Annotated in this window: 25 protein-coding genes; 12 read left to right on the top strand and 13 right to left on the bottom strand. The window is 72.4% G+C overall.

Annotated elements, in window-relative coordinates; genetic code table 11:
• Positions 1-17: 17 nt before the first annotated feature.
• A complete protein-coding gene (locus tag FZO89_RS08380) occupies positions 18-1,295 on the bottom strand; it encodes an acetyl-CoA C-acetyltransferase (RefSeq protein WP_149102824.1) in 1,278 nt (425 codons plus the stop codon).
• A gap of 82 nt (positions 1,296-1,377) precedes the next feature.
• Between FZO89_RS08380 and FZO89_RS08385 the strand changes: the two genes are divergently transcribed.
• Complete coding sequence (locus tag FZO89_RS08385; RefSeq protein ID WP_149102825.1) at positions 1,378-2,277, top strand: hypothetical protein; 900 nt, start codon at positions 1,378-1,380, stop codon at positions 2,275-2,277.
• 106 nt (positions 2,278-2,383) lie between these two features.
• Here the strand turns inward: FZO89_RS08385 and FZO89_RS08390 are convergent, their stop codons facing one another.
• The 8 genes from FZO89_RS08390 to FZO89_RS08425 form a co-directional block, all read right to left on the bottom strand.
• Positions 2,384-3,013 (bottom strand): superoxide dismutase family protein, encoded by a 630-nt coding sequence (locus FZO89_RS08390; protein WP_149102826.1) that lies wholly within the window; start codon positions 3,011-3,013, stop codon positions 2,384-2,386.
• A gap of 49 nt (positions 3,014-3,062) precedes the next feature.
• Positions 3,063-3,647: a superoxide dismutase family protein gene (locus FZO89_RS08395; RefSeq protein WP_149102827.1), complete on the bottom strand. Its 585-nt coding sequence runs from the start codon at positions 3,645-3,647 to the stop codon at positions 3,063-3,065.
• Between the two features lie 443 nt (positions 3,648-4,090).
• Positions 4,091-5,497, bottom strand: a complete 1,407-nt coding sequence (gene ntrC, locus FZO89_RS08400) for a nitrogen regulation protein NR(I) (RefSeq protein WP_149102828.1) — start codon at positions 5,495-5,497, stop codon at positions 4,091-4,093.
• 9 nt (positions 5,498-5,506) lie between these two features.
• Positions 5,507-6,583 (bottom strand): two-component system sensor histidine kinase NtrB, encoded by a 1,077-nt coding sequence (locus tag FZO89_RS08405; protein WP_149102829.1) that lies wholly within the window; start codon positions 6,581-6,583, stop codon positions 5,507-5,509.
• 203 nt (positions 6,584-6,786) lie between these two features.
• Positions 6,787-7,341, bottom strand: a complete 555-nt coding sequence (locus tag FZO89_RS08410; RefSeq protein WP_187471092.1) for a Csu type fimbrial protein — start codon at positions 7,339-7,341, stop codon at positions 6,787-6,789.
• A complete protein-coding gene (locus FZO89_RS08415) occupies positions 7,338-9,722 on the bottom strand; it encodes a fimbria/pilus outer membrane usher protein (RefSeq protein WP_149102831.1) in 2,385 nt (794 codons plus the stop codon). Before FZO89_RS08415 ends, FZO89_RS08410 begins: the two co-directional genes overlap by 4 nt.
• A complete protein-coding gene (locus FZO89_RS08420) occupies positions 9,710-10,480 on the bottom strand; it encodes a fimbrial biogenesis chaperone (RefSeq protein ID WP_149102832.1) in 771 nt (256 codons plus the stop codon). The genes FZO89_RS08415 and FZO89_RS08420 overlap by 13 nt, the downstream gene beginning before the upstream one ends.
• Positions 10,481-10,529: 49 nt before the next feature.
• Complete coding sequence (locus tag FZO89_RS08425; protein ID WP_187471093.1) at positions 10,530-11,054, bottom strand: Csu type fimbrial protein; 525 nt, start codon at positions 11,052-11,054, stop codon at positions 10,530-10,532.
• A gap of 397 nt (positions 11,055-11,451) precedes the next feature.
• Between FZO89_RS08425 and FZO89_RS08430 the strand changes: the two genes are divergently transcribed.
• Positions 11,452-11,907, top strand: a complete 456-nt coding sequence (locus FZO89_RS08430; protein WP_149102834.1) for a hypothetical protein — start codon at positions 11,452-11,454, stop codon at positions 11,905-11,907.
• A 171-nt stretch (positions 11,908-12,078) separates the two neighbouring features.
• On the top strand, positions 12,079-13,818 hold the full coding sequence (locus FZO89_RS08435) for an EAL domain-containing protein (protein ID WP_149102835.1): 1,740 nt from the start codon (positions 12,079-12,081) through the stop codon (positions 13,816-13,818).
• On the opposite strand, the gene FZO89_RS08440 is transcribed toward FZO89_RS08435, so the two are convergent.
• From FZO89_RS08440 to flgA, 4 genes are all read right to left on the bottom strand, one after another.
• The gene (locus FZO89_RS08440) at positions 13,812-15,065 is read right to left on the bottom strand and encodes an ATP-binding protein (protein ID WP_149102836.1); all 1,254 of its coding nucleotides are present in this window, start codon (positions 15,063-15,065) and stop codon (positions 13,812-13,814) included. The two genes, FZO89_RS08435 and FZO89_RS08440, sit on opposite strands and share 7 nt — an antisense overlap.
• A complete protein-coding gene (locus tag FZO89_RS08445) occupies positions 15,062-15,409 on the bottom strand; it encodes a flagellar protein FlgN (RefSeq protein WP_149102837.1) in 348 nt (115 codons plus the stop codon). The genes FZO89_RS08440 and FZO89_RS08445 overlap by 4 nt, the downstream gene beginning before the upstream one ends.
• Position 15,410: 1 nt before the next feature.
• Complete coding sequence (gene flgM, locus FZO89_RS08450; protein WP_149102838.1) at positions 15,411-15,716, bottom strand: flagellar biosynthesis anti-sigma factor FlgM; 306 nt, start codon at positions 15,714-15,716, stop codon at positions 15,411-15,413.
• Between the two features lie 87 nt (positions 15,717-15,803).
• Positions 15,804-16,511, bottom strand: coding sequence for a flagellar basal body P-ring formation chaperone FlgA (gene flgA, locus FZO89_RS08455; RefSeq protein WP_149102839.1), 708 nt, complete (start codon positions 16,509-16,511; stop codon positions 15,804-15,806).
• A 664-nt stretch (positions 16,512-17,175) separates the two neighbouring features.
• On the opposite strand from flgA, the gene FZO89_RS08460 reads away from it, so the two are divergent.
• From FZO89_RS08460 to FZO89_RS08500, 9 genes are all read left to right on the top strand, one after another.
• Positions 17,176-18,096, top strand: a complete 921-nt coding sequence (locus FZO89_RS08460) for a chemotaxis protein CheV (protein WP_149102840.1) — start codon at positions 17,176-17,178, stop codon at positions 18,094-18,096.
• Positions 18,097-18,175: 79 nt separating this feature from the next.
• Complete coding sequence (gene flgB / locus FZO89_RS08465) at positions 18,176-18,538, top strand: flagellar basal body rod protein FlgB (protein WP_149102841.1); 363 nt, start codon at positions 18,176-18,178, stop codon at positions 18,536-18,538.
• A gap of 22 nt (positions 18,539-18,560) precedes the next feature.
• Positions 18,561-18,968, top strand: a complete 408-nt coding sequence (gene flgC / locus FZO89_RS08470) for a flagellar basal body rod protein FlgC (protein WP_149102842.1) — start codon at positions 18,561-18,563, stop codon at positions 18,966-18,968.
• A 26-nt stretch (positions 18,969-18,994) separates the two neighbouring features.
• Positions 18,995-19,666: a flagellar hook assembly protein FlgD gene (locus FZO89_RS08475; RefSeq protein WP_149102843.1), complete on the top strand. Its 672-nt coding sequence runs from the start codon at positions 18,995-18,997 to the stop codon at positions 19,664-19,666.
• Between the two features lie 50 nt (positions 19,667-19,716).
• The gene (gene flgE, locus FZO89_RS08480) at positions 19,717-20,937 is read left to right on the top strand and encodes a flagellar hook protein FlgE (protein WP_149102844.1); all 1,221 of its coding nucleotides are present in this window, start codon (positions 19,717-19,719) and stop codon (positions 20,935-20,937) included.
• 103 nt (positions 20,938-21,040) lie between these two features.
• Positions 21,041-21,787, top strand: a complete 747-nt coding sequence (locus FZO89_RS08485) for a flagellar basal body rod protein FlgF (RefSeq protein WP_149102845.1) — start codon at positions 21,041-21,043, stop codon at positions 21,785-21,787.
• A gap of 23 nt (positions 21,788-21,810) precedes the next feature.
• Positions 21,811-22,596, top strand: a complete 786-nt coding sequence (flgG, locus tag FZO89_RS08490) for a flagellar basal-body rod protein FlgG (RefSeq protein ID WP_149102846.1) — start codon at positions 21,811-21,813, stop codon at positions 22,594-22,596.
• A gap of 8 nt (positions 22,597-22,604) precedes the next feature.
• Complete coding sequence (locus FZO89_RS08495) at positions 22,605-23,369, top strand: flagellar basal body L-ring protein FlgH (RefSeq protein ID WP_149102847.1); 765 nt, start codon at positions 22,605-22,607, stop codon at positions 23,367-23,369.
• A 151-nt stretch (positions 23,370-23,520) separates the two neighbouring features.
• A complete protein-coding gene (locus FZO89_RS08500; protein WP_262378705.1) occupies positions 23,521-24,567 on the top strand; it encodes a flagellar basal body P-ring protein FlgI in 1,047 nt (348 codons plus the stop codon).
• The last annotated feature ends 186 nt before the right edge of the window (positions 24,568-24,753 follow it).

The following is a 24,753-nucleotide window of genomic DNA, read 5'->3' on the forward strand; positions in this document are numbered from 1 at the left end:
GTACGGAGCGCGGCGCGTCAGCGCTCCAGAATCGCCACCACGCCCATGCCGCCCGCGGTGCAGATCGACACCAGGCAGCGGCCGCCGCCGCGTTCCTTCAATTGCTTGGCCGCGGTGGCGACGATGCGCGCGCCGGTGGCGGCGAACGGGTGGCCGGTGGCGAGCGAGGAACCGAGCGGGTTGATCTTCGCCGGATCGATCCGGCCCAGCGGCGCCTCCAGGTGCAGCCGGCTGCGGCAGTAGTCCTCGCTCTCCCAGGCGCGCAGCGTGCACAGCACCTGCGCGGCGAAGGCCTCGTGGATCTCGTAGAAGTCGAAGTCCTGCAGCGACAGGCCGTTGCGCGCCAGCATCTCGGCCACCGCCACGGTGGGCGCCATCAGCAGGCCTTCGCCGTGCACGAAGTCGACCGCGGCCACCTGCACGTCGCGGATGCGGCACAGCACCTCGTGCCCGTGCGCGGCGGCCCAGTCCTCGCTCGCCAGCAGGCAAGCGGCGGCGCCGTCGGTGAGCGGGGTGGAGTTGGCCGCGGTCAGCGTGCCGCGGCCGGAGGCCTTGTCGAACGCGGGCTTGAGCGTGGCCAGCTTTTCCAGCGACGTGTCCGGGCGCAGGATGTTGTCGCGCGAGACGCCGCGGAAGCTCACCACCAGGTCGTCGAAGAAGCCGCGTTCGTAGGCCGCGGCCAGCTTGTGGTGCGAGGCCACGGCGAGTTCGTCCTGCGAATCGCGCGAGATGTTCCATTCCTTGGCCATGTCCTCGCAGTGCTCGCCCATCGACTTGCCGGTGCGCGGCTCGGCCACGCCGGGGAAATCGGGCTTGAGCTCGCGCAGGCGGAAGCCCTTGAACGCAGCGATCTTGTCCTTCGTGGTCTTCGCCGCATTGGCCGCGAGCAGGCGCCGGCGCAGCGACTTGCCGTAGACGATCGGCACGTCGGAGGTGGTGTCCGAGCCGCCGCCGATGCCGGACTCGATCTGGCCGGTGGCGATCTTCGTGGCGATCAGGTTGACGCTGTCGAGCGAGGTGCCGCAGGCGCGCTGCAGGGTGATGCCGGGGGTGAGCGCGGACAGGCCCGACGAGAGCGCGGCCTCGCGGCCGAGGTTCCAGTCGCTGCTGTGCTTGATCACCGCGCCCATCGCCACTTCGCCGAGCTGCTGCCCGTGCAGGCCGAACTTCTCGACCAGGGCGCCGAGGGTGCGCACCGACATGCCGAGGTTGCCCACGTCCGAATAGGCGGTGTTCTGGCGGCAGAACGGAATGCGGACGCCACCCAGCACGGCGACGGGACGACCTTGCAGCATCGCGGGAACCTCTTTGTCCGGTGCGGCCCGTCACGCACGACGGGCATAATCGCGAGTCTAACGTACCGTTGCGAATGGCCCGATGAACGAGGATCACAGTGCCGCCGCTGCCGTGCGCCCCGACGCGGGCAACGTCGCCGGCGTCCTCGCGCTGGAACTCGCGCCTGGCAGCGCGCCCGCGGTCGATGCGCTGCCGCAGGCCCAGGCCGCGCGGGTGGTCGCGCTGCTGGGCCGCGACCTGGCCGCGCTGGTGCCCGGGGTGCGCACGCTCGACCTGTGCCTGGCCGCGGCGCACTTCGATCCGGCCGAGGCCCTGCGTCCCGGCTGGCCGCTGCACCGACGGCTGTTCGAGCTGCAGCAGCGCGCGCCGGGCGGCGATGGCGCGGCGCGGTTGATCGCGTTCGGTGCCGATGCCGGTGGCGCGATCCCGCAGCCGCTGGCCGCCGATGCGTCGCTGCGCGGCGGCAGCCTGCGCGTGCTGCCGTTCCTGCTGCGTGGCGATGCGGGGGTTGCGCAGGCGGTCGGGGAGGCGTTCGAGGCGCGGCTGCTGGACAGCGGCATGGCCCGGGCCGACACCGCGCTGCTGCTGCAGGACGCGTTCGGCGCGAGGATCGAACACGCGCGCTGCCTGACCGTGCACGACCTCGCGGCGATGGTCGCGCTGCAGTACGAACACCTGGGGCTCGACCCGCTGTGGCCGCTGATCGAGACCGCGCTGCTGTCGCCGGAGCGCGAAGCGGTGCTCGATGCGCCGCCCGAGCCGCTGGCGCGCTACGTCGGCGGCGAGGTGCGGATCGCACTGTTCGCACCCGCGGCCTGGCGGGTGCGCCAGCGGCCTGGCACGGACGACCACGACCGCCTGCGGCGACTGTTCGCACAGTTCGAGTCGCGCCAGCGGCAGTTCGCCGCGGTGCTGGGCGCGCACGGCATCGACGTGACCTTCGTCGATGCCGCCGCGGACGTGGACGCCGCGACGCTGTAGAAGCGCAGGAGCGGTTCGGGCCTCGACAGGCTGCGTCAGGCCGCGTCGGCGAGACCCCGGCATGCGGGATCTCGCCAGCAGGCGCGCCCGGCGGAACGCGCCGGGCCTAGGTCCCGAAGATCACCCCGCAGGCCAGGCGCGCGCCGGCGTTGCCGGTGGGCTGGGTGGCGTAGTCGTCCGGATCGGCATGCACGATCACGCCGCGGCCGATGACCTCGGTGGATTCGCCGTCGCCCAGGGTCGCACCGCGCAGGAGGGTGTCGACCGCGGCCACGCCCTGGTCGTTGGCGACGATGTTGTCGCTGTCGCCGGCATGGTGCTCGCCTTCGCCGACGCGGCCGTGCGCGGTAGAGGCCGGATTGAAGTGGCCGCCGGCGCTGCTGCCGTCCGGGGCGCTGCAGTCGCCGTTCTCGTGGACGTGGAAGCCATGCTCGCTGCCCGGCGCGAGGCCGCTGACCTCGCCGGTGATGCGGATGCCGCCGTCGACGATGGCGAACTCCAGGCGGCCGGCGACCTCGTTGCCTTCGGTCGGCGCCAGCGTGGCGCTGGCCGTGGTCGAGACCATGTTGTGTACTTCGCCCGGCGGCGTGGTGTCGGTGGCCTCCATGCCTGCCGCCGGAGACTCGGGCGCCGGCGCCGGTGATGGCGTGGCGGCGACTTCGTCCTCGGGGGCCTGCGGCTGGCAGGCGGCGAGCAGCAGGGCGGCGGGCAGGATCAGCAGCTGGGCCTTGCGCATGACGCGTGTCTCCTCGTGGGGCTCGAGGGTCCGCAGCCTAGTGGGCGCTTCATTCACCCGCGGTGATGATGCCGCATGCCACGCGTGCGCTGATCGCACCCGGGGTGGCGCCCAGCACCAGCAGCGAGCGGCGCAGGATGTCGTTGTCGGCGCCGCTGCCGAGCACCGCGCCGCGCACCAGCAGGTCGACCGTGGCCACGCCGTCGGGGCCGGCGACGATGCGGCCGGGTTCGGCGCCGACCGCGCCATCCTGGCGGGCGCCGGCCAGCGGATCGTAGTAGCGCCCCGCGCTGCGCGCGTCGACCGCGCTGCAGTCGCCGCGTTCATGCACCTGCAGCCCGTGGGCGCCGTTGCGCACCAGCCCGCCGACCTGGCCGCGCACGCGCACCCCCTCGGCGGCCTGGGTGAGCAGCATGCGGCCGCTGACCAGGCTGCCGGAAGCCGAGGCCAGGTTCGCGACCGCCTTGGACACGGTGCCGGTCTGCGCGATCTCGCGCGGCGGCGGGGCCGACGCAGGCGTGGGCCCTGCCGCTGAGCGCGGCGCGGACGCGCACGCGGACAGCAGCAGCGCAGCGGCCATCGCGAGCGCGGCGGAACGGGATCGAACGGACGTCGCGTGGATGGTGTCGGGCATGGGGGGTCGGTCGGCCCGGGACGCGCGGATTTCACGGCGTCGGGCACGCAATGCGTGGGCGTTGGAGCGTAGCGGGGAATCCGGGGCCGGCCAAGGCGCGCGGCGTGGCGACGGTTTGGCTGGATGCAGGTTTCTCTACGAGTGCGCGCGGTCGCGGACGCACGGCGCATTTGCTAGACATGCGGGCCTGGTCGGGTTGCGATGGTCCCACGTGCGGACAGGCGGTGGCGTAGCCCGGGTAAGCGAAGCGCACCCGGGGAGCTGCGGGCCTGCGGGCCGTCCCGGGTGCGCTGCGCTTACCCGGGCTACGTGTGAAGGTCGATGCCAGCCCGCGGTCGCGATCCGCCATGTCTGTGTCGGGGCGACGTCACGACGCATCGGGCCGGATTGCCGCGCGTCCCGGGTGCGCTGCGCTTACCCGGGCTACGGTGAAGGGTCGTCGCTCAGCCGCGGCGCGGGCGGCGGCTGGCGCCGAGCTTGCGGGTGACGGTGTTGCGGCCGAGCCCGAGCCGGGTCGCGGCTTCTGTGCGGCGGCCGCCGGTGTGTTCCAGCGCGGCCTCGAGCAGGGCGTGGTCGAAGCGCTCGCGGGCGCGGGCGTGCAGGTCGGCCGTGCCCGCGGCCAGCTGTTCGCGGGCCCAGGCCTTGAGCGCGCCGTCCCAGTCGGCGCTGGCCTCGTCGCCGGCCTGGAGCATGCCGTCGAGGTCGGAGGTGGTGATGGTGTCGGCCGGCGCCAGCGCGGCCAGGCGCCAGCACAGGTTCTCCAGTTCCCGCACGTTGCCCGGCCAGCCGTGCTGCAGCAGGCGATCGAGCGCAGCCTTGCCGAAACGCTTGGGCGGCGCGACGAATTTTTCCGCGGCCTCGTGCAGGAAGCGTTCGGCCAGCGCCGGCACGTCGCCGCGGCGCTCGCGCAGCGGCGGCAGGCGCAATCGCACCACGTCGAGCCGGTGCAGCAGGTCGGCGCGGAAGCGGCCTTCCTGCACCAGCGTTTCCAGGTCCTGGTGGGTGGCGGCGATCACGCGCACGTCGACCCGGATCAGCTCGCGCCCGCCGACGCGGAAGAACTCGCCCTCGGCCAGCACCCGCAGCAGCCGGGTCTGCAGCGAGGCCGGCATGTCGCCGATCTCGTCCAGGAACAGGGTGCCGCCGTGCGCCTGTTCGAAGCGGCCGATGTGGCGGCGGGCCGCGCCGGTGAACGCGCCGGCCTCGTGGCCGAACAGTTCGCTTTCCAGCAGTTCGGCCGGGATCGCGGCGGTGTTGAGCGCGACGAACGGTTGCCGGGCGCGCGGCGACTCGCGGTGCAGCGCGCGCGCCACCAGTTCCTTGCCGGTACCGGTCTCGCCGGTGATCAGCACCGTCAGCGGCGCCTGCGCCAGGCGCCCGATCGCGCGGAACAGCTGCCGCATCGCCGGCGAGTCGCCGACCAGCACGTCGCCCGCGGGCTCGACCTCCGGCGCCATGCCGGCGGCGGCCTCGGCGCGCTCGCCGAGCACGCGCGCGGCCAGTTCCACCGCCTCGTCGAGGTCGAAGGGCTTGGACAGGAATTCGTGCGCGCCGCCGCGGAACGCGCCGGCGGTGCTGGCCACGTCGGTGTAGGCCGACATCACCACCACCGGCAACTGGGGATGCGCCTGCTTGATCTTCTCCAGCAGTTGCAGGCCGTCGTCGCCGGGCATGCGCACGTCGGTGAACAGCAGCTGCGGCGCCGGCCGCGACCTGAGCGCGTCGAGCGCCGCCTGCGCCGAATCGAAGCCCGACACCTCGTAGCCCGCGTCGCTGAGCGCGGTCGCCAGCACGAAGCGCACCGAGCGGTCGTCGTCGACCACCCACACCGAAGCAGCGTCATCCGACATCGATCCTCCTCATGGCGTCGTCCCGGTGGTGGCGGTGCCGCCCGCGGCAGCGCCTTCGTCCTCGGCCAGCGGCAGCAGCAGGGTGAACACGGTATGCCCCGGGCGCGAACGGTAGGCGAGCGAACCGCGATGCTCGCGCGCGACCTGCTGCGCCATCGCCAGCCCGAGGCCGCTGCCGTCGGCGCGACCCGACACCAGCGGCAGGAAGATCTGTTCGGCCAGCGCCTCGGGCACGCCGCGGCCGTCGTCGACGATCTCCATCCGCAGCGCCAGCGGATGCACCTGCTCGCCGATGCGCACCCCGAACTCGGCGCGCGTGCGCAGGCTGACGTTGGCCGCGCCGGCCTGGATCGCGTTGCGCACCAGGTTCCACACCGCTTGGGTGAGGCGGTCCGGGTCGCCGCCGAGCAGCGGCAGGCTGGGGTCGTAGTCGCGCACCAGGCGCACCGCCCAGCCGGCTTCCTGTTCGGCCAGTCGCACCACCTGCTCGAGCACGCCGTGGATGTTCAACGGCTGGTGCGGCTGCGGCGGCGCCGGCGACATCAGCTGGTCGACCAGTTGGGTGAGCCGCTGCACCTCCGACGCGATCAGCGCGACCAGTTCGCGCGAGTCCGCGTCGGCGGCGCGGCGGCCGAGCAGCTGGGCCGCGCCCTTGAGCCCGGCCAGCGGGTTGCGGAGCTCGTGCGCCAGGCCCTTGAGCGCGGCCGACAGCGCCAGCGGCAGCGCGCGCGTGGGATCCTCGCCGGGGAACTCGTCGACCGGGTGGGCCTCGAGCAGCAGGCCGCCGTCGGCCTCGCGGCTCAGCCAGACGTCGGCGAAGCGCGGCTCGCCGCCGAGGAAGGCCAGCGCCACCCGCCGCAACCGACGCGGTCCCTCGACATCGTCCTTCGCCTGCAGCGCCTGGCGCAGGCTGTCGCCTTCGGCCTCCAGCGCCACCAGCGGCTGGTCGGGCAGGCGCTTCTGGCTGACCCCCAGCCAGCGCGCGAACGCCTGGTTGCAGACCGTGACCCGGCCGTGGCGATCGGCCCGCAGCACCGGCGTGACCAGGGCGTCGAGGGCGGGATCGAAGGCGATGGGCGGCGACATTGCACCAATATAGTGCAACTTGCGCCGCGCCGGCAGTGCGCCGCGGTCGGCGCTTCCGCGGCGGCCCCCGCCTCGCATCAGGCTTGCGACGGCGACCCGGCGCGGCCGCGCGCCGATAACGCAAGCGCGGCGACGGTGTCGCGCCACCCGAGGCTGGCCCGGAACCGCGGTGACCGGCCGCCACCCGGGCGCCGCGGTGGTCTTCAGAACACCACGGCCACGGTGATCGTGTCGCTGTGCAGGCCGAGGTGGGGATCCTGCCCGGCCGGGATCCGGCCGTACACGGGGAAACTGCGCGGCGTCGGCTGCCCGCTGAAGATCCCGCCCACGCCGCCGCCGACGGTCTGGGTGCCGCCGCTGCCGTTGCCCCAGACGGTGGCGCGCGCGGCGGTGGTGTACAGGTTGTACTGCAGGATCGAGGCCGGCGCCTGCCGCAGCGTGCGCGCCGCGTACGTGCCCGAACTGCCCTGGCTGAGCGAGATCGTGACGAACACGCCGAACAGCGCCTCGCCGAAGGTGGTCGGGTCGCAGTCGACGCGGATGCTGCCGCTGCTGTCGATCGGCGTGGCGGTGGTGATCGGATCGTAGGGGCCAAAGCTGATCGGCGTGGCCGAGATCATGCAGTCGCCGGCCTGCGCGGCGCCCGCGCCGGCCAGCAGCACGGCCAGCAGCGCAGTACGCGCAGCGCGCTCGGGTGCGCCACGCGTGCGACGCGATGCGGCGCGGCAGCGGAGATGGGCGACGTCGATCCTGCTCATGGTTCCCCTCGTGTCGTCGGCGTGCATTCGATGACCCCCAGATCGCGGATGCCGGCGCCGCTTGGCGGGGGGATCTCGATCCGGCACCACGCGCGCGCGCCATCGCTGTCGACGCTGGCCCGGTAGCGGCCGGGCGGCAGCCGTTCGAAATAGAAGCGCCCTTCCGAGCCCAGCGGGCTGCGATGCTCGGCGCCCTCGTGCTCCAGTTGCAGCAGGCCGAAGGCGACCGGGCGCGTACCCTGCGCATCGCGCACCGCGATCCGTCCGGACACGGCGTGCAGCGGACGCGCCTCGAGGGTCGCCACGCTGCCGGTGTTGCGGAACACGGACAGGCTGCCCGCCTCCCGCACGATCTCGTAGGCCAGCGGCACCTGCGCCGGATCGAGCGCGATCCGGTTGGCGTAGTAGGGAATCAGGCCGCGCACCAGCAGGTCGCCGCGCGCATCGGTGCGGCCGACCTCCAGGTTCTCGCGCAGGATCGGCACCCCGGCGACGTCCGGCACGCGCACCAGGGCGAACCCCGTCTCCAGCGGCGGCGTGGCGTAGGCGCGCCCGCCGATGGCGACCAGGGCGCCGTTGGCCAGCAGGCGGCCACCGGTGCGGCCGCCGAAATGGTCCATCTGCAGGGCGTAGCGGCCATGCCGTCCCTGGTACTCGACCTGGCCGAAGCCGCTGTCGCCGAATCCGTCGTGCTGCAGGCTGACGTCGTAGCCCCAGCCGGTGTCGACCGGCCGCGAGCGACGGGCGTCGATGCCGTAGCCCCGGTTGCGGCTGTCCGCGGCGCCGTCGATGCCGCGCAGTCGCTGGTCGCGGACGTTGAACGCCAGGCTGTCGCGGGCCAGCGCGATGTTGAGGCTGAGCAGGGCGGAGGTGTCCTCGAACAGCCCCTGGCTCCGCTGCACCATGAACAGCATCTGCACCCACGAGGACACCCGCCATGTGGCGCCGAAGCTGGTGTTGCGCTCCGCGCCCAGCCCCTCGCGCCGCTGCCGGCCGTGCCCCAGCTGCAGCGACAGCTGCGTCAGCGGCGACCAGGACAGGTTGGCGTAATCGTCTTCCCGCAGCCGCGCACCGAGCAGGTCGAACGGCGAGCCGAGGTTGCGGTACGCGGCGCTGAAACGGCGCGCGCCCAGCGACAGGCCCATGCGCGGGCCGCCATAGCTGTAACTGAGCGAGACGCCATCGCCGGCGCCGGCCACCTCGTCGCGGCTGCGCGCCAGCGCGACGCCGAACTCGCCGAGGTCGGTGCGCAGGGTCGCGTCGACGCCGACGTTGGCGAAGGCGTCGTCGCCTTCGCTGCGCGCCCCGAGCGTGAGACGGTCGCTGACGCCGCGCCGGTACCAGCCCTGCCATGCGGGCGTGTCGCCGTAATCGTCGTCGAGGCCGCCGCCGCCCCGCACCACGCCCAGGCGCAGGGCGTAGTCCGACAGCCCCGGCGCCAGCAGCGCGCTGCCGCCGTAGTAGGTCGCGGTGGACAGCTCGCGACGGTTGCCGAAGGGATCGCGGATCACCACCCGCACGTCGCTGCGCCCCGGCGGCACGCCGAGGTTCTGCAGGTTGATCGGCCCGGCCCCGACCTCGCGGCGCCCGATCAGCGCCCCGTTGGCGTACACCTCGACCACCCCCGGGGTCTCGATCACGCCCTGGTAGAACGGCTGCGGGAAGGTCACCAGGTAGGGATCCTGGTCGAACGCCCGGGCCACGCCGATGCCGCCGAGCAGGGTCCCGCCGCCGAGGGGATCGCCCGCCACCGCGACCTGGTCGCCGAGGGTCCAGCGCCGCAGATGCGCGGTCTGGTCGAGCTCGATCCGGCTCAGGCCCCGGCGCCAGCCGTTGTCGGGATCCCAGAACGCGGTGCTGCGCAGCGCCGCCGGGCCGCGCCCGGCCGCGGCGTCGAGGAACACGCTCTCGAGGCCGGCATCGCGCCCGCCCTGCGCGTCGCCGACGCCGACCGCGTAGTTCACGAAGGCCGTCCATGGCTGCGCCGCGGGATCGGCGCGATCGCGCGTGCGCAGGTCGAGGGTCTGCGCCGGCATGTCCTCGGCGCGCTGGGTCAGGTCCACGCGCAGGTTGTCGCGGTCGACCCTCACATCGATGCCGCGACCCAGCGCCGCGGCCTCCACGAAGCCGCGGCCGCCGACCTGCTCGGCCGCCAGGGCGGTGGGGTCCAGGCCCGCGGCCAGCAGCGCCTCGCGGTCGATCAGGACCCGCCCGTCGCGGATTATCACCGCGGCGACACCGCTGCAGCGGGTGTTGAGGCACAGGTCCAGCAGCAGGATTTCGTCCTGCGCCTGGGCCCGCGCGCCCGCGGCCGACGCCCACAGGAGCACGAGGGCGAGGGATGTCAGCCGGTGGTGGCGGCCCGCGCTCAGCCGCCGCATCGCCGGGGGCTGGCCGGCAGCGGCGCGACGACGGTGGCGTCGGTTTCCGGGAGGTGCAGTTCGACCCGCGCCGCGCGCGCGCAGGCCTGGCCGGGAACCGGGTGCACCGGCAGCGGCAGTTGCGCCCCCGCCAGCACGTATCCCACCGCCAGCGGGGTTTCCTCCAGCGTCCGCCCTGCGGCATCGAGCAGGCGCAACCGGGCTTCCTGCGGCGGCAGGTAATGAGCGCCGGTGTTGGCCAGGGTCAGGCGCAATCCGTCGGCACCGAACGAGGCGCCTTCCAGTGTCGCGGCGGTCGCCGGCGTCGGCGCCGGCGGTCGCACGAACACCGGCACGCTGAGCCTGGTCAGCACTTCGACCTGCACCCCGTCGGTGCCGCCGCCGGGCAACTGCTGCAGTTCGATGCGGTAGGCGCGCTCGGTCGCGGTCTCGGGTTCCAGCGTGCCCACCCGCAGCCGCGCCTGCTCGCCCGGCTGGACGGTGAAGACCAGCGGATGCACGACCAGATCGTCGCTGGGCTGCAGTTGCCAGCTGCCGTCCGCGGCCATCGCCCACTGCTGGACCGAGGCTTCGAAGCTCAGCGGCCGCGTATCGGCGTTGCCGAGCACGAGGGTCTCGATCGAGCGCGCCCGGTCGAGATGGACGCGGGTCGGGTTCAGGGTGAACTCGGCCGCCGCCGCGCTGCCGGCGGCCATGACGGCGAGCGCCATGCAGGCACGCGCAAGCGCGCGCCGGGCGCGGAATGGATGCAAGCTCAACGACGACCCTCCCGCAACGACGCGGGGCTGCCGGGCAGCCCCGCGGGGTTCAGAACGTGACCGAAACCTGCACGGTGTCGGTGTAGCTGCCGATCGCGGCGTCCTGGCCGGCGGGGATACGGCCGTAGGTGGTCAGCGTCACCGGCGTCAGCGACGAGGTGAACGTCGGCACCGCCTGGCTGTTGGTGGCGTCGCAGCCCCAGGCGGTGGCGCGCCCGGCGTCCTGGTAGATGTCGTAGCGCAGGCGCAGCGTGGCGCCGCCGGTCATCTGCCGCAGCGGACTGGCGCAGGTCGAACCCGTGGCCGGGTTGGCGCCCTGGTTGAGCGCGGCGACCGCGGTCGAGGTGCCGCGCGTGCAGCGGACGCTGACGCTGCCGTTGGCGTCCCGCGGCGCGGTGGCGTTCGCATCGGCCGGATCGTAGGCGCCGAACGCGATGTTGGTGGCGCTGACCGTGCAGCTGGAGGCCACGTTCGCGGTCACCTGGAAGTTGGCCGTCTGCGGCGACGGGCCGGCGAAGGCGCTGCCGGCGGCAAGGGTGCAGCACAGGGCGACGGACAGGCGGGTCTTGGACATGGGCATGGTTCGCACTCGGATAGGAAGGAAACGGACCGGCGGCGCACCACCGGCGTCTTCGGACATCGCCGGGACACCGGAGCAAATTCAATGCCAAACCCCACGATAACGGCCGCCCCAGGCCTGGATGGAGCCATCAAACTGTGACGGACCACCCGCATTCGTTGTAACCCAGTCGCCATCGAATGGGAAGGCCGAGGGCACAGACTTTAGTAGACGACGGTCACACGAGGGACTTTCACGTCGCTTGCTGACGCCATGCGTCAGCATCGCCACAGCGCCCGACGCGCTCTCTGCAGCGGTCATGCTGCCCCGCCGGACGTGACGCCCCGCCCAGTTCCGGGCGCGGGCCGGTGACCAGGCAACAGCCTGCGCGAGTGCGGCCGTTATGCAGGACATGCGCCCACACCTCACCCTGACGGTCGTCCTCGCCATGGCCGGCCTCGCCGTGCTCGCCCACGCCCGCGACGGCAGCTTCGCCGTCGGCGTGCAGGTGGTGGACCGCCGCGCCGTGCCCGCCCTGCTCGATGCAATCCCCGTGCCGCCGCGGGCGCAGGAGTTCGCCGCGGGCGAGCACGGCCGCAGCTACGCCTATCCCGGCACGGCCGGGTCCGCCGCGGCGTTCTACGAGACGGCGATGGCGCAGCGCGGCTACCGGTTGCTCGCCAGGCGCAGCGAAGGCGGGGGGGTGCGGCAGGTCTGGGCCGACCAGCGCACGCGTGTCTCGGTCGACCTGGACCAGGCGTTCGGCGCCTCGCCCCTCACCCGGATCCGGATCGGCGCCTCCGCCGCCGCGGGGACGGTCGCGGCGGAAGCCCCGCGACTCGCGACGGCTCCCGCGGACCGTCCCTGAGGTCCGACACCGCACGCGGGCGCGCCGCAACCATCGCAGTGCCCGCCGGCCGGGACCTGTGCCGGCCCGACCGATGCCGCGCGGCCAAATCGCGACCGTGGCCGCATTCGCCTGCACGGGCTCGCGACGCCGTGCAGTGAAGCGTCGCAGTCGACGGGATACCCTTCGGCCATGAATGTCGGCTACCACGAACCCAGCGGCGTCCCGGTCGACCCGGTGACCTCGCTGTACCGGCTCGGCGCCGGCGGTCCCAGCCTGACCGCCGCGCTGGCCGCCGCGCGCGCCAGCCGGCGCAGCGTCGCGCTGCTGCACGTGGACATCGACATGCTGCAGCTGGTCAACGTCAACATGGGCGAGGCGGTCGGCGACCAGGTGCTCGCCGCGGTCGCGCAACGGCTGCGCAAGGCGATGCCGCAGGCGGCCTCGTTGTGGCGGCTGTGCAGCGACGAGTTCATCGCCTGCATCCCCTATCGCGAGGGCGAGCCGAACGGCGAGGCGCTGGCCGACCTGTTCCGCGACGCGCTCGAGGGGCCGCTGTCGATTCCCCCGTACACGCTGCCGGTGACGGTCTCGATCGGCATCGCGGTGTTTCCGGAACACGGCGCCGACGCCGCCGCGTTGCTGGCCAGCGCCGAGCGCGCGCTGCGCCAGAGCAAGCGCGCCGGGCACAACAACGTCGGGCTCTACTCGGGGACCCAGGCCAAGGCGGCGTCCGAGGGCGGGTTCGCCGACCGCTTCGTGCAGGCGCTCGAGAACGACGAACTGCGCCTGTACTACCAGCCGCAGGTCGCGGCCCAGGATGGCGGCCTGGTCGGATTCAGCGCGTTGCTGCGCTGGGATTCCACCGACAACGGCCTGCTGCGCCCGAACCGCTTCCTCGGCAGGGTCGAGCGTGCGGGCCTGTCGAGCCGGCTCGGGCTGTGGGTGGTCGACGCGGCGATGCAGCAGCTGGTGTCCTGGCGCGAGCGCGGCCTGGACTATCTGGCGCTGTCGATCCACCTCGACGGCATGCTGCTGGCGCGCGCCGACTGCCTCGACGCGATCGGCGAACGCCTGCACCGGCACCAGCTGCGGGCGAGCTCGTTCGAGTTCGAACTGCCCGAGGGCGCGCTGGCGCTCGATGCGTACCGCATCCACGACACCCTCACCGGCCTGCGCGCCCTGGGCGCGACCCTGACCGTGCAGGACTTCGGCAAGGGCGGCCTGGGTTTCGCGGCGCTGGCGCAGTATCCGCTCGACCGGCTGCAGATCGGCCGCAGCTTCATCCGCAACGTCGCCAGCGATCCGCGCAGCGCCGCGATCGTGCGCGGCATCATCGCCATGGGCCATCGCCTGGGCATGAAGCTCACCGCCAAGGGGGTGGAGACCGAGGCCGAACTGGGCTTCCTGCGCCGCAACCACTGCGACTTCTTCCTCGGCCACCTGTTCAGTCCGCCGCTGCCGGCGGAGGTGCTCGATCCGCTGGTGCAGCGCCGGTTCCTGCTGCCGTCCGCATTCGCCGACACCCATCCCGAGCGCACCCTGCTGCTGCTCGACGACGAGGACAACGTGCTGCGTTCGCTGGTGCGGCTGTTCCGTCGCGACGGCTACAAGGTGCTGACCGCCAACAGCGTGCGCGAGGCCTTCGACCTGCTGGCCAGCAACAGCGTGCAGGTCATCGTCTCCGACCAGCGCATGCCCGACATGAGCGGCACCGAGTTCCTGGCCAAGGTGCGCGACCTGTACCCGGATACGGTGCGCATGGTGCTGTCGGGCTACACCGACCTGGCCACGATCACCGAGGCGATCAACCGCGGCGCGATCTACCGCTTCCTGACCAAGCCCTGGAACGACGACGAACTGCGCGGCCACATCGAGGCCGCGTTCCGCTCGCACGAGCGCAATGCCGAAGGCGACTATCCCGGCTACTGATCCTGCGCGTCGGCGGCGACCGGCTGCACCACCGGCAGCACCACGCGGAACGTGCTGCCGACGCCCACTTCGCTGGCGACCTCGATGCGGCCGTGGTGCTTGGACACGATGCGATAGGCGATGGCGAGGCCGAGCCCGGTGCCGCGGCCGATCGGCTTGCTGGTGTAGAACGGATCGAAGATGCGCGGCAACGCCTCCGGCGGGATGCCGCAGCCGCTGTCGGCGATGCTGATCCAGGCCTCGCCGTCCTCGGCGCCGGTGGCGATGTCGATGGTGCCGCGGTTGTCGATCGACTGGCCGGCGTTGATCAGCAGGCACATCAGCACCTGGTTGATCTCCGACAGGTGGCATTCCACCAGCGGCAACTCGCCGTAGTGCTTTTCCACCCGCACCTTGTACTTGAGGTCGTTCCAGACGATGTTGAGGGTGGACTCGAGGCCCTTGTGCAGGTCCGACGGACGCATCGGATCGCCGCGGCCGAGATAGGAGAACTCCTTCAGGTCCTGCACGATCTTGGTCACGCGCTCGATCCCCTCGCGCGACTCCGCCAGCAGCTTGGGCAGGTCGCCGAGGATGAAGTCGATGTCCAGGCGCTCGCGCTGGGCGCGCACGTCCTCGCGGGCGGCGGCCGGGTCGGCGGACTGGAGCGCCGCGTCCTGCGCTTCGATCAGCGCGAACAGCGCGCCGATGTATTCGTGCAGCGTGCCGAGGTTGGAGTGGACGTAGCCGATGGGGTTGTTGATCTCGTGCGCGACGCCGGCGGCGAGCAGGCCGATCGAGGCCATCTTCTCCGACTGCAGCAGCTGTTCCTGGGCGCCGGCCAGCCGGTGATGCGCGGCCTGGAGTTCGTCGTGGCGCTGCTGCAGTTCCGCCTGGCGCGCGTTGCGCTGGCTGACGTCGTCGAAGGTCACGAGATGGAGGGCGACGCCGTCGCCCATGCCGAGGCCGTTGCGCACCACGATCTCCAGCACGATGCCGGAGGGCACGGTGACCTCGCCGGCCCACCGGCCGCTGTCGCGCGCCTGGTCCCAGGCGCCCGCGGGCAGCAGCGCCAGCAGTTCCCCGGCGCCCTGGCCCGGCAGCGCGCGCTCGGCCAGCGCCCGGGCGGACGGATTGGCATGGAGGATCCGGCGCTCGCCGTCGAGCAGGATCACGGCATTCTCCGTGGTGCGGAACGCCCAGTGGATGTCGCCGTCGCCGGACGGTGCGGTGTGCTCGCCTTGCCTGTCGTTGCCCTGTGCGCTCATCCCACTCCCAGACAGCGCGCCTGGGATCTGGCGCCCGGCTGTCCACGCGAATCGTACACGCCGGTGGATTCGACGCGGCCGATGTGGCGCAGCGCCCAGCCCACCTCGCGGCGGCGCCGCGACAGCAGCACGCCATTGGCCTGGTTCTGCAGGCGCAGCGCCTCCAGGCGTTCGGCGGCGATCACCCCGGGCTGCGCCGACTCGGCGCGCCGCAGCGCGCTGAGCTTGTCGGCCGTCGATGCCAGCAGGGCGTCGACGTCGTTCTCCAGCAGGGCCCTGCGCTCCGCGTCCAGCGCCCGTTCCAGCGCCTCGAGCGGATGGTCGGTCGCGACGGCGGCGTTCATGCTAGCCCCCGAGCTGGCGCTCGAGATCCAGCATGCGGGTCGCCACCGCCTGCGCGTCGACCTGGTAGCTGCCGTCGGCGATCGCCGCGCGCAACGCGTTCACGCGCGCAAGGTCGATGCCGGCCGGGCCGGTGCCGAGCTCGCGCTCCAGCGCCTGCAGTCCTTCGGCCTCGCCGGTGAGGCGGATGCTCTCGGCAGCGGCCACGGGGGCGCTGCGTTCGGCGCCGGCGCGCGCCGCGGGAAGCGGCCGGCTGGCCGTCTCGGGTGGTCGCGCGATCGGCCCGGTGCCGTCGATCTTCTGGGTCATGGCGTGCTCCTGGGGATGCCTGTTCGAGCACTGTAACGGCACCCCCCGGAGGAACTTGAACCCGGTCGCACATTGGCCTTTCGAGGGTCATGGCAGCAGTTCGACCACGCCCTCGGCGACCAGCCGCCCGCGCAGGACCCGGCGCGAGGAGACGTTCTCCACCCCGATCCGGCCCCCGGCCTGCGCCGGTCCCAGCGCCCGGCCGGGCATCCGCACCTCGACGCCGCCGGTGCGCGACACCAGCACCACCGGATCGCCGCGGCGCAGCGGGGTTCCCAGCGACAGGTCGTCCTCGGTCGGGACCACGCCGGGACCCATGGCCCGGCTGGGCACGCGGCCGACAAGGGTCGCCGGGTCGACGAAGGTGGCGCCGCCCTCGGCGCCGATGTCGCGCCGCTGCACCACCAACTGGTCGGCGGTGATCGGCACGCCGGCGGCCGCCGGACTGCGCAGCACCACCACCTCGGCCTCGCGGCGGACGCGCACCGGCACGTACAGTTTCCAGCCCGGGCTGTCGTCGCAGCGGACCTGGGCGGTGGTCGGGCCGGTGGCCACCGCCTGCAGCGGCTGCTGGCAGCGCCTGAGCCGCAACGAATGCGCCAGCACTGCCTCGGCGGATTGCGCGTCGCCTGCCCCGAGCGCGTTGATCGCCGCTTCGGAAATCGAATCCAGCGACTGCATGTCCTGCGCGGCGCCCGGCGCAGGCCAGGCGGCCCACGCGAGCGCCAGCACGATCGCTACCCACACAAGGCGGGGTGCGGCGACTCGTGACGGATGGGACTCGGCGACGGGCATGGTCACTCCTGTGGATCAGCTCTTATCAGGGGGGGGTGCAAGTGCCGTGCCTTAAGCGATTCGTCGCTTCGGAAGGGCGCCGTAGCCTGGCGCCCGGAGATCGCTCTTCCCTCGGTCAGGGCCGCTTTGCGGTCCGGCCCGGCGCAGTGCGCCGGGCGTTCGCGCGGATGCGCGGCATGCCGCGCATGCCATCCACGCTCACCCTGCCCTGACTCGGGCGCGCGCCATCCATGGCGCGCTCGTCGCGACCACCGGCCGCCGAGGTTCGGCTCGCCAATCCGTGCTTTCCCGCCTTCGGCAAGAAGCCCCCTTGCTCATCTCGGCCCCGCCAGGCGCGGATTTCCGTCCTGGCGCACGTGCCCGAAGGCGGAGAGCTGCAGCCTCCAGCCGCAGGGACGCGGGGGGAGATGGCGCAAGCGGCACATGGATGTGCCGCGGCCGCGAGTGCGGACATGGATGTCTGCCCGAGCGGTGCGCCATCTCCCCCCGTGGCACTGCGGCCCATCCGGAGGCAGTCAGCCCCACGGCCCCAGCCCCCCGGGGGAACACTGGATCCCTGCGTTCGCGGGGATGACTCGGCTTTCGGTGGTGGGCCGGCGAACCAACGGGATCCCGGATCCAGACACCCCTCAAGATCCGCGCGCCGCGGCCGACACCCTGTTCCATGAGCCAGGACCTGCTTGACCGTATCGACCAGCGCACCCGGCTGGCCGGCCACAACCGGCTGGCGCTGCTGCTGTTCCGGCTGGGGAGCCGTCAGCTTTTTGGCGTCAACGTGTTCAAGGTCAAGGAAGTGCTGCAGCGGCCGCCGCTGTTCACCCTGCCGCAGTTGCCGAAGGCCTTCGCCGGCGCCGCCGACGTGCGCGGGCGCAGCGTGCCGGTGCTGGACCTCGCGCGCGCGATCGGGCACGACGGCGAAGGCGCCGGCGAACCGCATTACCTGGTGGTCACCGAGTTCAACCGCTCGGTGCAGGGTTTCCTGGTGGCCGGGGTCGACCGCATCGTCAACATCGCGGTCGAGCACATCCAGCCGCCGCCCGAACTCGGCGGCGACTGCAACTACCTCACCGGCGTCGCCCGCCACCAGGGCGAGCTGATCCAGCTGATCGATGTCGAAAGCGTGCTGGCCGAATCGGCCCCGCGCGGCAGCGACCTGGGCACGCTCGGCCCGCTGCCTGTGACCGGCGGCCCGCGCGAGGTGCTGGTGGTCGACGACTCGCGCGTGGCCCGCAACCAGATCCGCACCGTGCTCGAGCAGCTCGGGCTGGAGGCGGTGCTGCTGTCCGACGGCCGCCAGGCCCTGGACCACCTGCAGGCGCTGGCCCGCAACGGCGAACCGCCGGGCGAGCGCTATGCGATGGTGATCTCCGACATCGAGATGCCGGCGATGGACGGCTACACCCTGACGACGGAAATCCGTCGCGACCCGGCCCTGCGCGGGATGTTCGTGCTGTTGCACACCTCGCTGTCCGGGGTGTTCAACCAGGCCATGGTCGAGCGCGTGGGGGCCGACGATTTCGTGCCCAAGTACTCGGAAAACGAGCTGGCGCAGCGCGTGACCGCGCGGATCAACGCCCTGCGCTAGGCCGGCAGGGCCGGTTCCGGGGCGCGGCTGGCACGCCGCTTGCCTGCCTTCCAGGGCGTATCCGCCCCCGGAGGGCTCCATGTCCGATTTCCTAGGCATCCACGGCACCGCGCTCGCCCTGCGCGAGCAGCGCCTGCAACTGCTCAGCGCCAACATCGCCAACGCCGACACCCCGGGCTACAAGGCCCAGGACCTCGACTTCAACAGCGCGCTGGCGTCCGCCCTGCACCCCGGCACCGCCGCGGGCGGCGACGCCATCACCACCGCCGCCGAAGCGGCGCGCTACGCCCGCCTCTCCACCCAGCCGAGCCTGGACGGCAACACCGTCGACGGCGACCGCGAGAACGCGGTCTACGCCCAGGCCACGCTCGAGTACCGGGCCTCGATGTCGTTCGTCGAGTCCAAGGTGCGCGGAATGCTGACCGCGATCACCGGCCAGTGACCGCCGTGAACGGAGCCCGCCCATGAGCAACCTCCCGATCTTCGACGTCGCCGGTTCGGCGATGAACGCGCAGTCGGTGCGCCTGTCCACCATCGCCTCCAACCTGGCCAACGCCAATTCGGTCAGCGGCAACCCCGACGAGGTGTTCCGCGCCAAGCAACCGGTGTTCTCGGCCACGCCGATCGACGGCAACCCGGCGCTCGCGGGCGTGCGCGTGGATGCGGTCAACGACAGCACCGCGCAGCCGCTCAAGCGCTACGAACCCGGCCATCCGCTCGCCGACGCCGAAGGCTACGTGTACGCGCCCGACATCGATCCGGTGGCGCAGATGGTGGACCTGATCTCCGCCTCGCGCAGCTACCAGGCCAACGTCGAGGTCTTCAACAGCGCCAAGGAACTCGCCATGGCCACCCTGAACATGGGCCGCTGAGTGCGCGCCCGCCACGAGGACACCCGATGACCACGATCGCCAACGGCACCGACTACGCCTCGCTCGGCCTCGGCCAGCAGCAGGCGCCGCGCAGCACCGCGCTGGGCCAGGCCGACTTCCTGCACCTGATGACCGAGCAGCTCAAGAACCAGGATCCGCTCAAGCCGCTGGACAACAACCAGTTCCTCGGCCAGCTGGCGCAGTTCTCCACCGTGCAGGGCATCGAGGGGATGCAGGGCGCGATGGCGGCGATGGCCAGCGTGATGGAATCCGACCAGACCCTGCGCGCGGCCGCGCTGGTGGGCCGCGAGGCGCTGGTCGGGATCGAATCGGTCGACCTGGCCGCCGGTGCCGGGCTGCGTGGCGAGATCTCCGCGCGCTCGGCCGGACCGGTGACCCTGGACGTGGTCGACGCCAACGGCAACCGCGTGCGGCGCATGACCCTGGAGGCCGGCGCCGCCGGCGCCACGGCCTTCGAATGGGACGGGCGCGACGAAGCCGGCAATGCGGTCGCCGCCGGTACCTACAGCTTCCGCGCCGTCACCGGCGGCAGCGATCCGTCGGCCGTCGACGCCGACCTGCTCGACGTGCGCGCCAGCGCGCGCGTGGACAGCGTCTCGATCGAACCCACCGGCCTGTTCCTCAACCTCGCGGGCATGGGCGGCGTGCCGCTCTCCGCGGTCCATCGCATCGGCTGACCCCGGCACCGCCCGTCCGCGCGCATGCCGGACCTTCCCAGGAGCACACCATGAGTTTCCTCATCTCGCTGAGCGGCATGAACGCGGCCTCGGCCGACCTCAACATCACCTCCAACAACATCGCCAACGCCAACAGCACCGGCTTCAAGCAGTCGCGCGGCGAGTTCGGCGACGTGTTCGCGGTGTCCGGCTACGGCCTGTCGAACAACGCCATCGGCGCCGGCACCCGTCTGCAGCGCGTGGCGCAGCAGTTCGCCCAGGGCAACGTCGACTACACCGGCAAGTCGCTGGACATGGCGCTGAGCGGCGAGGGCTTCTTCACCCTGTCCGGCGGCGCCGGGCTGTCGTACACCCGCGCCGGCAATTTCGGCGCCGACCGCGAGGGCTACGTGGTCAATCCCACCGGCCAGCGGCTGCAGGTGTTCCTGCCCAACGCCAGCGGCCAGGGCTTCGACACCGGCCGCATGTCCGACCTGCGCCTGGCCACCGGCGACGCCCCGCCGCGCGCCACCGGCCAGGTCGATGTCGGCCTCAACCTGCCCGGCAATGCCAGCCCGCCGGCGGCGACTCCGTTCGATCCGAACGATCCGGAGAGCTACAACCACACCACCTCGTTGACGGTGTACGACTCGCTCGGCGCCTCGCACTCGCAGTCGATGTACTTCGTGCGCACCGCCAATCCGAACGAGTGGACCGTGCACACCCAGATCGACGGCGTCGACGTCGGCGCCCCGCAGACCCTGCAGTACTCCGATACCGGCGCCCTGGTCGTGCCCGCCGACGGCGAGATCGCGCTGCCGGCGTTCACCCCGCCCGGCGGCGCGGCGGCGATGGACATCACCCTGGAATTCGACGGCTCCACCCAGTACGGCGACCGCTTCGGCGTATCGGCGCTGGTCCAGGACGGCCATGCCACCGGCCGCCTGAGCAGCATCGAGATCTCGGAGGAAGGCGTGGTGAGCGCGCGCTACAGCAACGGCGAGTCGAATCCGCTGGGCCAGGTGGCGCTGACCAACTTCGCCAACCCACAGGGCCTGCAGCCGATCGGCGACAACGCCTGGGCCGAGACCTTCGGCTCCGGCCAGGCGCTGCGCGGCGCCGCCGGCACCGCCGAGTTCGGCCAGATCCAGGGCGGCGCGCTGGAGGCCTCGAACGTCAATCTCACCGAGCAGCTGGTGAACATGATCACCGCGCAACGCAACTTCCAGGCCAACGCACAGATGATCCAGGCCCAGGACCAGCTGACGCAGACCGTCATCAATATCCGCTGACGCGGCGGGATTCGGGAGACGGGATTCGGGATTCGGACAGGCGCATCGACGCGCCCCGGAGCCCCCCAAATCCCGAATCCCGTCTCCCGAATCCCGGATCCTCATGGACAAGTCCCTCTACATCGCGATGACCGGCGCCAGCGCCACCCTGCGTGGCCAGGCCGCGGTCGCGCACAACCTCGCCAACGTCGACACCACCGGCTTCCAGGCCACGCTCAGCGGCACGGTCGCCTCGCCGGTCGAAGGCCCGGGCTTCGCCTCGCGGGTGGCGACGGTGCAGCGCACGCTGGGCGTGAGCGATGCCCCCGGCGCGCTCACCACCACCGGCAACCCGCTCGACGTCGCACTGCAGGCCGGCCACTGGCTGGCGGTGCAGGACCGCAACGGCGGCGTCGCCTACACCCGCGCCGGCGACCTCCAGCTCAACCAGAACGGCCTGCTGACCACCGCCAGCGGGCTGCAGGTGCTCGACGCCGGCGGCGCGCCGATGGCGCTGCCGCCCTCCGATGCGATCGAGATCGGCGGCGACGGCACCGTGTCCGTGGTGCCGCAGGGCCAGCCGATGGCGACCATGGCCGAGGCCGGCCGCCTGCAGGTGGTCGCGGCCGCGACCCGCGACATGGTCCGCGGCGACGACGGCCTGATGCGCCCAGCGCCCGGCGTCCAGCCGCCAGCACCCGCCGCCGGCAGCGTGCTGACCGCCGGGGTGCGCGAGGGCAGCAACGTCGATGCGGCCGGCAGCCTGGTGTCGATGATCGAGCTCGCCCGCCAGTTCGAGATGCAGGTACGGGTCTTGCACAGCGGTGACGAGACCTCACGCGCCGCCAACACCCTGCTGTCCTCGCGCTGACGCGCCCACCGGAGTAACCCGCCATGACCCAGGCTCTATGGATCGCCAAGACCGGCCTCGACGCGCAGCAGACGCGCATGGCGGTCATCTCCAACAACCTCGCCAACACCAACACCACCGGCTTCAAGCGCGACCGCGCCAGCTTCGAGGACCTGCTGTACCAGACCACCCGCCAGCCCGGCGGCGCCACCTCCGAACAGACCACCCTGCCCACCGGGCTGTCGGTCGGCACCGGCGTGCGCGTGGCCGCGACCTCGAAGGAGTTCGCCCAGGGCAGCCTCGGCCAGACCGGCGGCGCGCTGGACGTGGCGATCAACGGCCGCGGCTTCTTCGAGGTGCTGCTGCCCGACGGCAGCACCGCCTACACCCGCGACGGCAGCTTCCAGATCAACGCCCAGGGCGAGCTGGTGAACAACTCCGGCTTCCCGATCCAGCCCGGCCTGCAGCTGCCCGAAGGCGCGCAGGCGGTGACCATCGGCGCCGACGGCACCGTGAGCGTGCAGCTCGCCGGCCAGCCCGAGGCGGTGCAGGTGGGCGCGCTGACCATCGCCGACTTCGTCAATCCCGCCGGCCTACAGGCCAAGGGCGAGAACCTCTACATCGAGACCGGCGCCAGCGGCCCCGCGCAGAGCGGCGCGCCCGGCGAGAACGGCATGGGCCTGCTGGTGCAGGGTTCGCTGGAAGGCTCGAACGTCAACGTCGTGCAGGAGCTGGTCTCGATGATCGAGACCCAGCGCGCCTACGAAACCAACGCCAAGGCGATCTCGACGATCGACTCGATGCTGGGCTTCCTCAACAACAACCTGTGAGCACGCCGATGAAAGCGCTCCTGATCCCGTGCATCGCGCTCGCCCTGGCAGGATGCGCCACCGCGATGGGCGATGCGCGCCCGTTCGCCGCACCCGTGGTGGCCGCCGGCTACGCGCCCGGCTACGCGGCGCCTGCGCACGGCGTGGCGGGCCAGCCCGGCCATCCCGGCGCGGCGTCGACGACCGTCGCGGCCAGCGGCGACGGCGGCGGCTCGATCTACGCCAGCGCCAATGCCGGCGGCGGCAGCCAGCGCGGCCTGCGTCTGTTCCAGGACAGCAAGGCGCGCGGCGTCGGCGACCTGCTGACCATCGTGCTGGTGGAGAACACCCGCGCCAAGACCAATGCCCGCACCTCGGTCACCAAGGACAGCGGCGTCGGCATGGCCGCGCCGACCCTGTTCGGCCAGAGCGTCACCTACAACGGCCGGCCGCTGCTGCAGGCCGAGATCGAAGGCTCGCGCGACTTCGCCGGCGCCGGCGACAGCGCCCAGAGCAACCAGCTCGCCGGCGACATCACCGTCAGCGTGGTCGAGGACCTCGGCAACGGCAACCTGCGCGTCGCCGGGCAGAAGCAGGTGCGCCTGAACCAGGGCGACGAGCTGGTCCAGATTCAAGGCCTGGTGCGGATGGCCGATATCGGTCCGGACAACCGCATCACCTCCGACCGCGTCGGCGAGGCCCAGATCCTCTACGGCGGCCGCGGCACCCTGGCGCGTTCGAACGCGATGGGCTGGCTCGGCCGGTTCTTCAATTCCGCTGCATTCCCGTACTGAGGGCCGCGCCATGTTCCGGTTGGATTCGATGAAGGCGTGGTGGGGGCAGGCGGGCGCGCATGTTGCGCCGCGTCGGTGGAGAAAGGCCCCGGATGCGGCGTTTGGCCTTATCCGGGCTACGGTCGCGGGGCTCGCACTGCTGGTGTTCGCGATGCCGGCGCAGGCGGAGCGGATCAAGGACTTGGCCCAGGTGGCCGGGGTGCGCGGCAATCCGCTGGTCGGCTACGGCCTGGTGGTGGGACTGGACGGCAGCGGCGACCGCACCAGCCAGACGCCCTTCACGGTGCAGAGCCTGAAGACCATGCTCGACCAGCTCGGCGTGACCCTGCCTCCGGGCGTGAACCCGCAGCTGAAGAACGTGGCCGCGGTCGCGATCCAGGCCGAGCTGCCGCCGTTCGCCAAGCCCGGGCAGACCATCGACATCACCGTGTCGTCGATCGGCAACGCCGGTTCGCTGCGCGGCGGCAGCCTGCTGATGGCACCGCTCAAGGGCGCCGACGGCCAGGTCTACGCGATCGCCCAGGGCACCCTGGTGGTCAGCGGCTTCGGCGCCTCGGGCCGCGACGGCTCGCGCATCTCCACCAACGCGCCCAACGGCGGCAGCATTCCCAACGGCGCGATCGTCGAGCGCGCGGTGGCGGGCGCCGCGCCGACCGGCGTGGTCACGCTCAACCTGCACGATTCCGACTTCACCACCGCCGCGCGCATCGTCTCGGCCATCGACGGCGCCTTCGGCCCCGGCCGCGCGCGCGCGCTCGACGGCGTCACCATCGAGGTCACGCCGCCGGCCGGCGACCGCATCGCCTTCCTCTCGCGGCTGGAGACGCTGGACGTCAGCCCCGGCGCCGCCGCGGCCAAGGTGATCGTCAACGCCCGCACCGGCACCGTGGTGATGGGCGGCGAGGTCACGGTGATGCCGGCGGCGGTCTCGCACGGCTCGCTGACGGTCTCGGTCACCGAGAGCGTCCAGGTCAGCCAGCCCGGGGCGTTCGGCCGCGGCGGCACCGTGGTCGCGCCGCAGTCCACGCTCGAGGTCAGCCAGGACGGCGGCCGCATGTTCCTGTTCGAAGGCGGCTCGTCGCTGGAGTCGATCGTGCGCGCGGTCAACGCCGTCGGCGCGGCGCCGGGCGACATCGTCGCGATCCTCGAGGCGCTCAAGCGCGCCGGCGCGCTGCGCGCGGAGCTGGAAGTCATATGAAGCCGGGAATCGGGAATGGGGAATCGGGAATCGGCAAGGGGCCGGTTCCCGTTCGCATTTCCGACGCGTGGCCGGGGCACGGCGCTTGCATCCGTGCCCACATGCACTGGTCCGCCGCCATCTCGACCGCACTCAGCCGGAAACCGGTGGCCGCCGGTAGCCCGCTTTTCCGAATCCCGAATTCCG

Source organism: Luteimonas viscosa, assembly GCF_008244685.1.
In the GTDB taxonomy this organism is placed as follows: Bacteria; Pseudomonadota; Gammaproteobacteria; order Xanthomonadales; family Xanthomonadaceae; genus Luteimonas; species Luteimonas viscosa.

Excerpts from the sequence above, each read along its gene's own strand:
- FZO89_RS08415 (WP_149102831.1), bottom strand. The coding sequence starts at position 9,722 with ATGCGGCGGCTGAGCGCGGGCCGCCACCACCGGCTGACATCCCTCGCC.
- FZO89_RS08440 (WP_149102836.1), bottom strand. The coding sequence starts at position 15,065 with ATGAGCGCACAGGGCAACGACAGGCAAGGCGAGCACACCGCACCGTCC.
- flgA (WP_149102839.1), bottom strand. The coding sequence starts at position 16,511 with ATGCCCGTCGCCGAGTCCCATCCGTCACGAGTCGCCGCACCCCGCCTT.
- FZO89_RS08485 (WP_149102845.1), top strand. The coding sequence starts at position 21,041 with ATGGACAAGTCCCTCTACATCGCGATGACCGGCGCCAGCGCCACCCTG.
- FZO89_RS08500 (WP_262378705.1), top strand. The coding sequence starts at position 23,521 with ATGCCGGCGCAGGCGGAGCGGATCAAGGACTTGGCCCAGGTGGCCGGG.
- FZO89_RS08460 (WP_149102840.1), top strand. The coding sequence starts at position 17,176 with ATGAGCCAGGACCTGCTTGACCGTATCGACCAGCGCACCCGGCTGGCC.
- FZO89_RS08395 (WP_149102827.1), bottom strand. The coding sequence starts at position 3,647 with ATGCCCGACACCATCCACGCGACGTCCGTTCGATCCCGTTCCGCCGCG.
- ntrC (WP_149102828.1), bottom strand. The coding sequence starts at position 5,497 with ATGTCGGATGACGCTGCTTCGGTGTGGGTGGTCGACGACGACCGCTCG.
- flgC (WP_149102842.1), top strand. The coding sequence starts at position 18,561 with ATGAGCAACCTCCCGATCTTCGACGTCGCCGGTTCGGCGATGAACGCG.
- flgG (WP_149102846.1), top strand. The coding sequence starts at position 21,811 with ATGACCCAGGCTCTATGGATCGCCAAGACCGGCCTCGACGCGCAGCAG.
- FZO89_RS08410 (WP_187471092.1), bottom strand. The coding sequence starts at position 7,341 with ATGAGCAGGATCGACGTCGCCCATCTCCGCTGCCGCGCCGCATCGCGT.
- flgB (WP_149102841.1), top strand. The coding sequence starts at position 18,176 with ATGTCCGATTTCCTAGGCATCCACGGCACCGCGCTCGCCCTGCGCGAG.
- FZO89_RS08430 (WP_149102834.1), top strand. The coding sequence starts at position 11,452 with ATGCGCCCACACCTCACCCTGACGGTCGTCCTCGCCATGGCCGGCCTC.
- FZO89_RS08425 (WP_187471093.1), bottom strand. The coding sequence starts at position 11,054 with ATGTCCAAGACCCGCCTGTCCGTCGCCCTGTGCTGCACCCTTGCCGCC.
- FZO89_RS08445 (WP_149102837.1), bottom strand. The coding sequence starts at position 15,409 with ATGAACGCCGCCGTCGCGACCGACCATCCGCTCGAGGCGCTGGAACGG.
- FZO89_RS08405 (WP_149102829.1), bottom strand. The coding sequence starts at position 6,583 with ATGTCGCCGCCCATCGCCTTCGATCCCGCCCTCGACGCCCTGGTCACG.
- FZO89_RS08380 (WP_149102824.1), bottom strand. The coding sequence starts at position 1,295 with ATGCTGCAAGGTCGTCCCGTCGCCGTGCTGGGTGGCGTCCGCATTCCG.
- flgE (WP_149102844.1), top strand. The coding sequence starts at position 19,717 with ATGAGTTTCCTCATCTCGCTGAGCGGCATGAACGCGGCCTCGGCCGAC.
- FZO89_RS08390 (WP_149102826.1), bottom strand. The coding sequence starts at position 3,013 with ATGCGCAAGGCCCAGCTGCTGATCCTGCCCGCCGCCCTGCTGCTCGCC.
- FZO89_RS08385 (WP_149102825.1), top strand. The coding sequence starts at position 1,378 with ATGAACGAGGATCACAGTGCCGCCGCTGCCGTGCGCCCCGACGCGGGC.
- FZO89_RS08435 (WP_149102835.1), top strand. The coding sequence starts at position 12,079 with ATGAATGTCGGCTACCACGAACCCAGCGGCGTCCCGGTCGACCCGGTG.
- flgM (WP_149102838.1), bottom strand. The coding sequence starts at position 15,716 with ATGACCCAGAAGATCGACGGCACCGGGCCGATCGCGCGACCACCCGAG.
- FZO89_RS08495 (WP_149102847.1), top strand. The coding sequence starts at position 22,605 with ATGAAAGCGCTCCTGATCCCGTGCATCGCGCTCGCCCTGGCAGGATGC.
- FZO89_RS08475 (WP_149102843.1), top strand. The coding sequence starts at position 18,995 with ATGACCACGATCGCCAACGGCACCGACTACGCCTCGCTCGGCCTCGGC.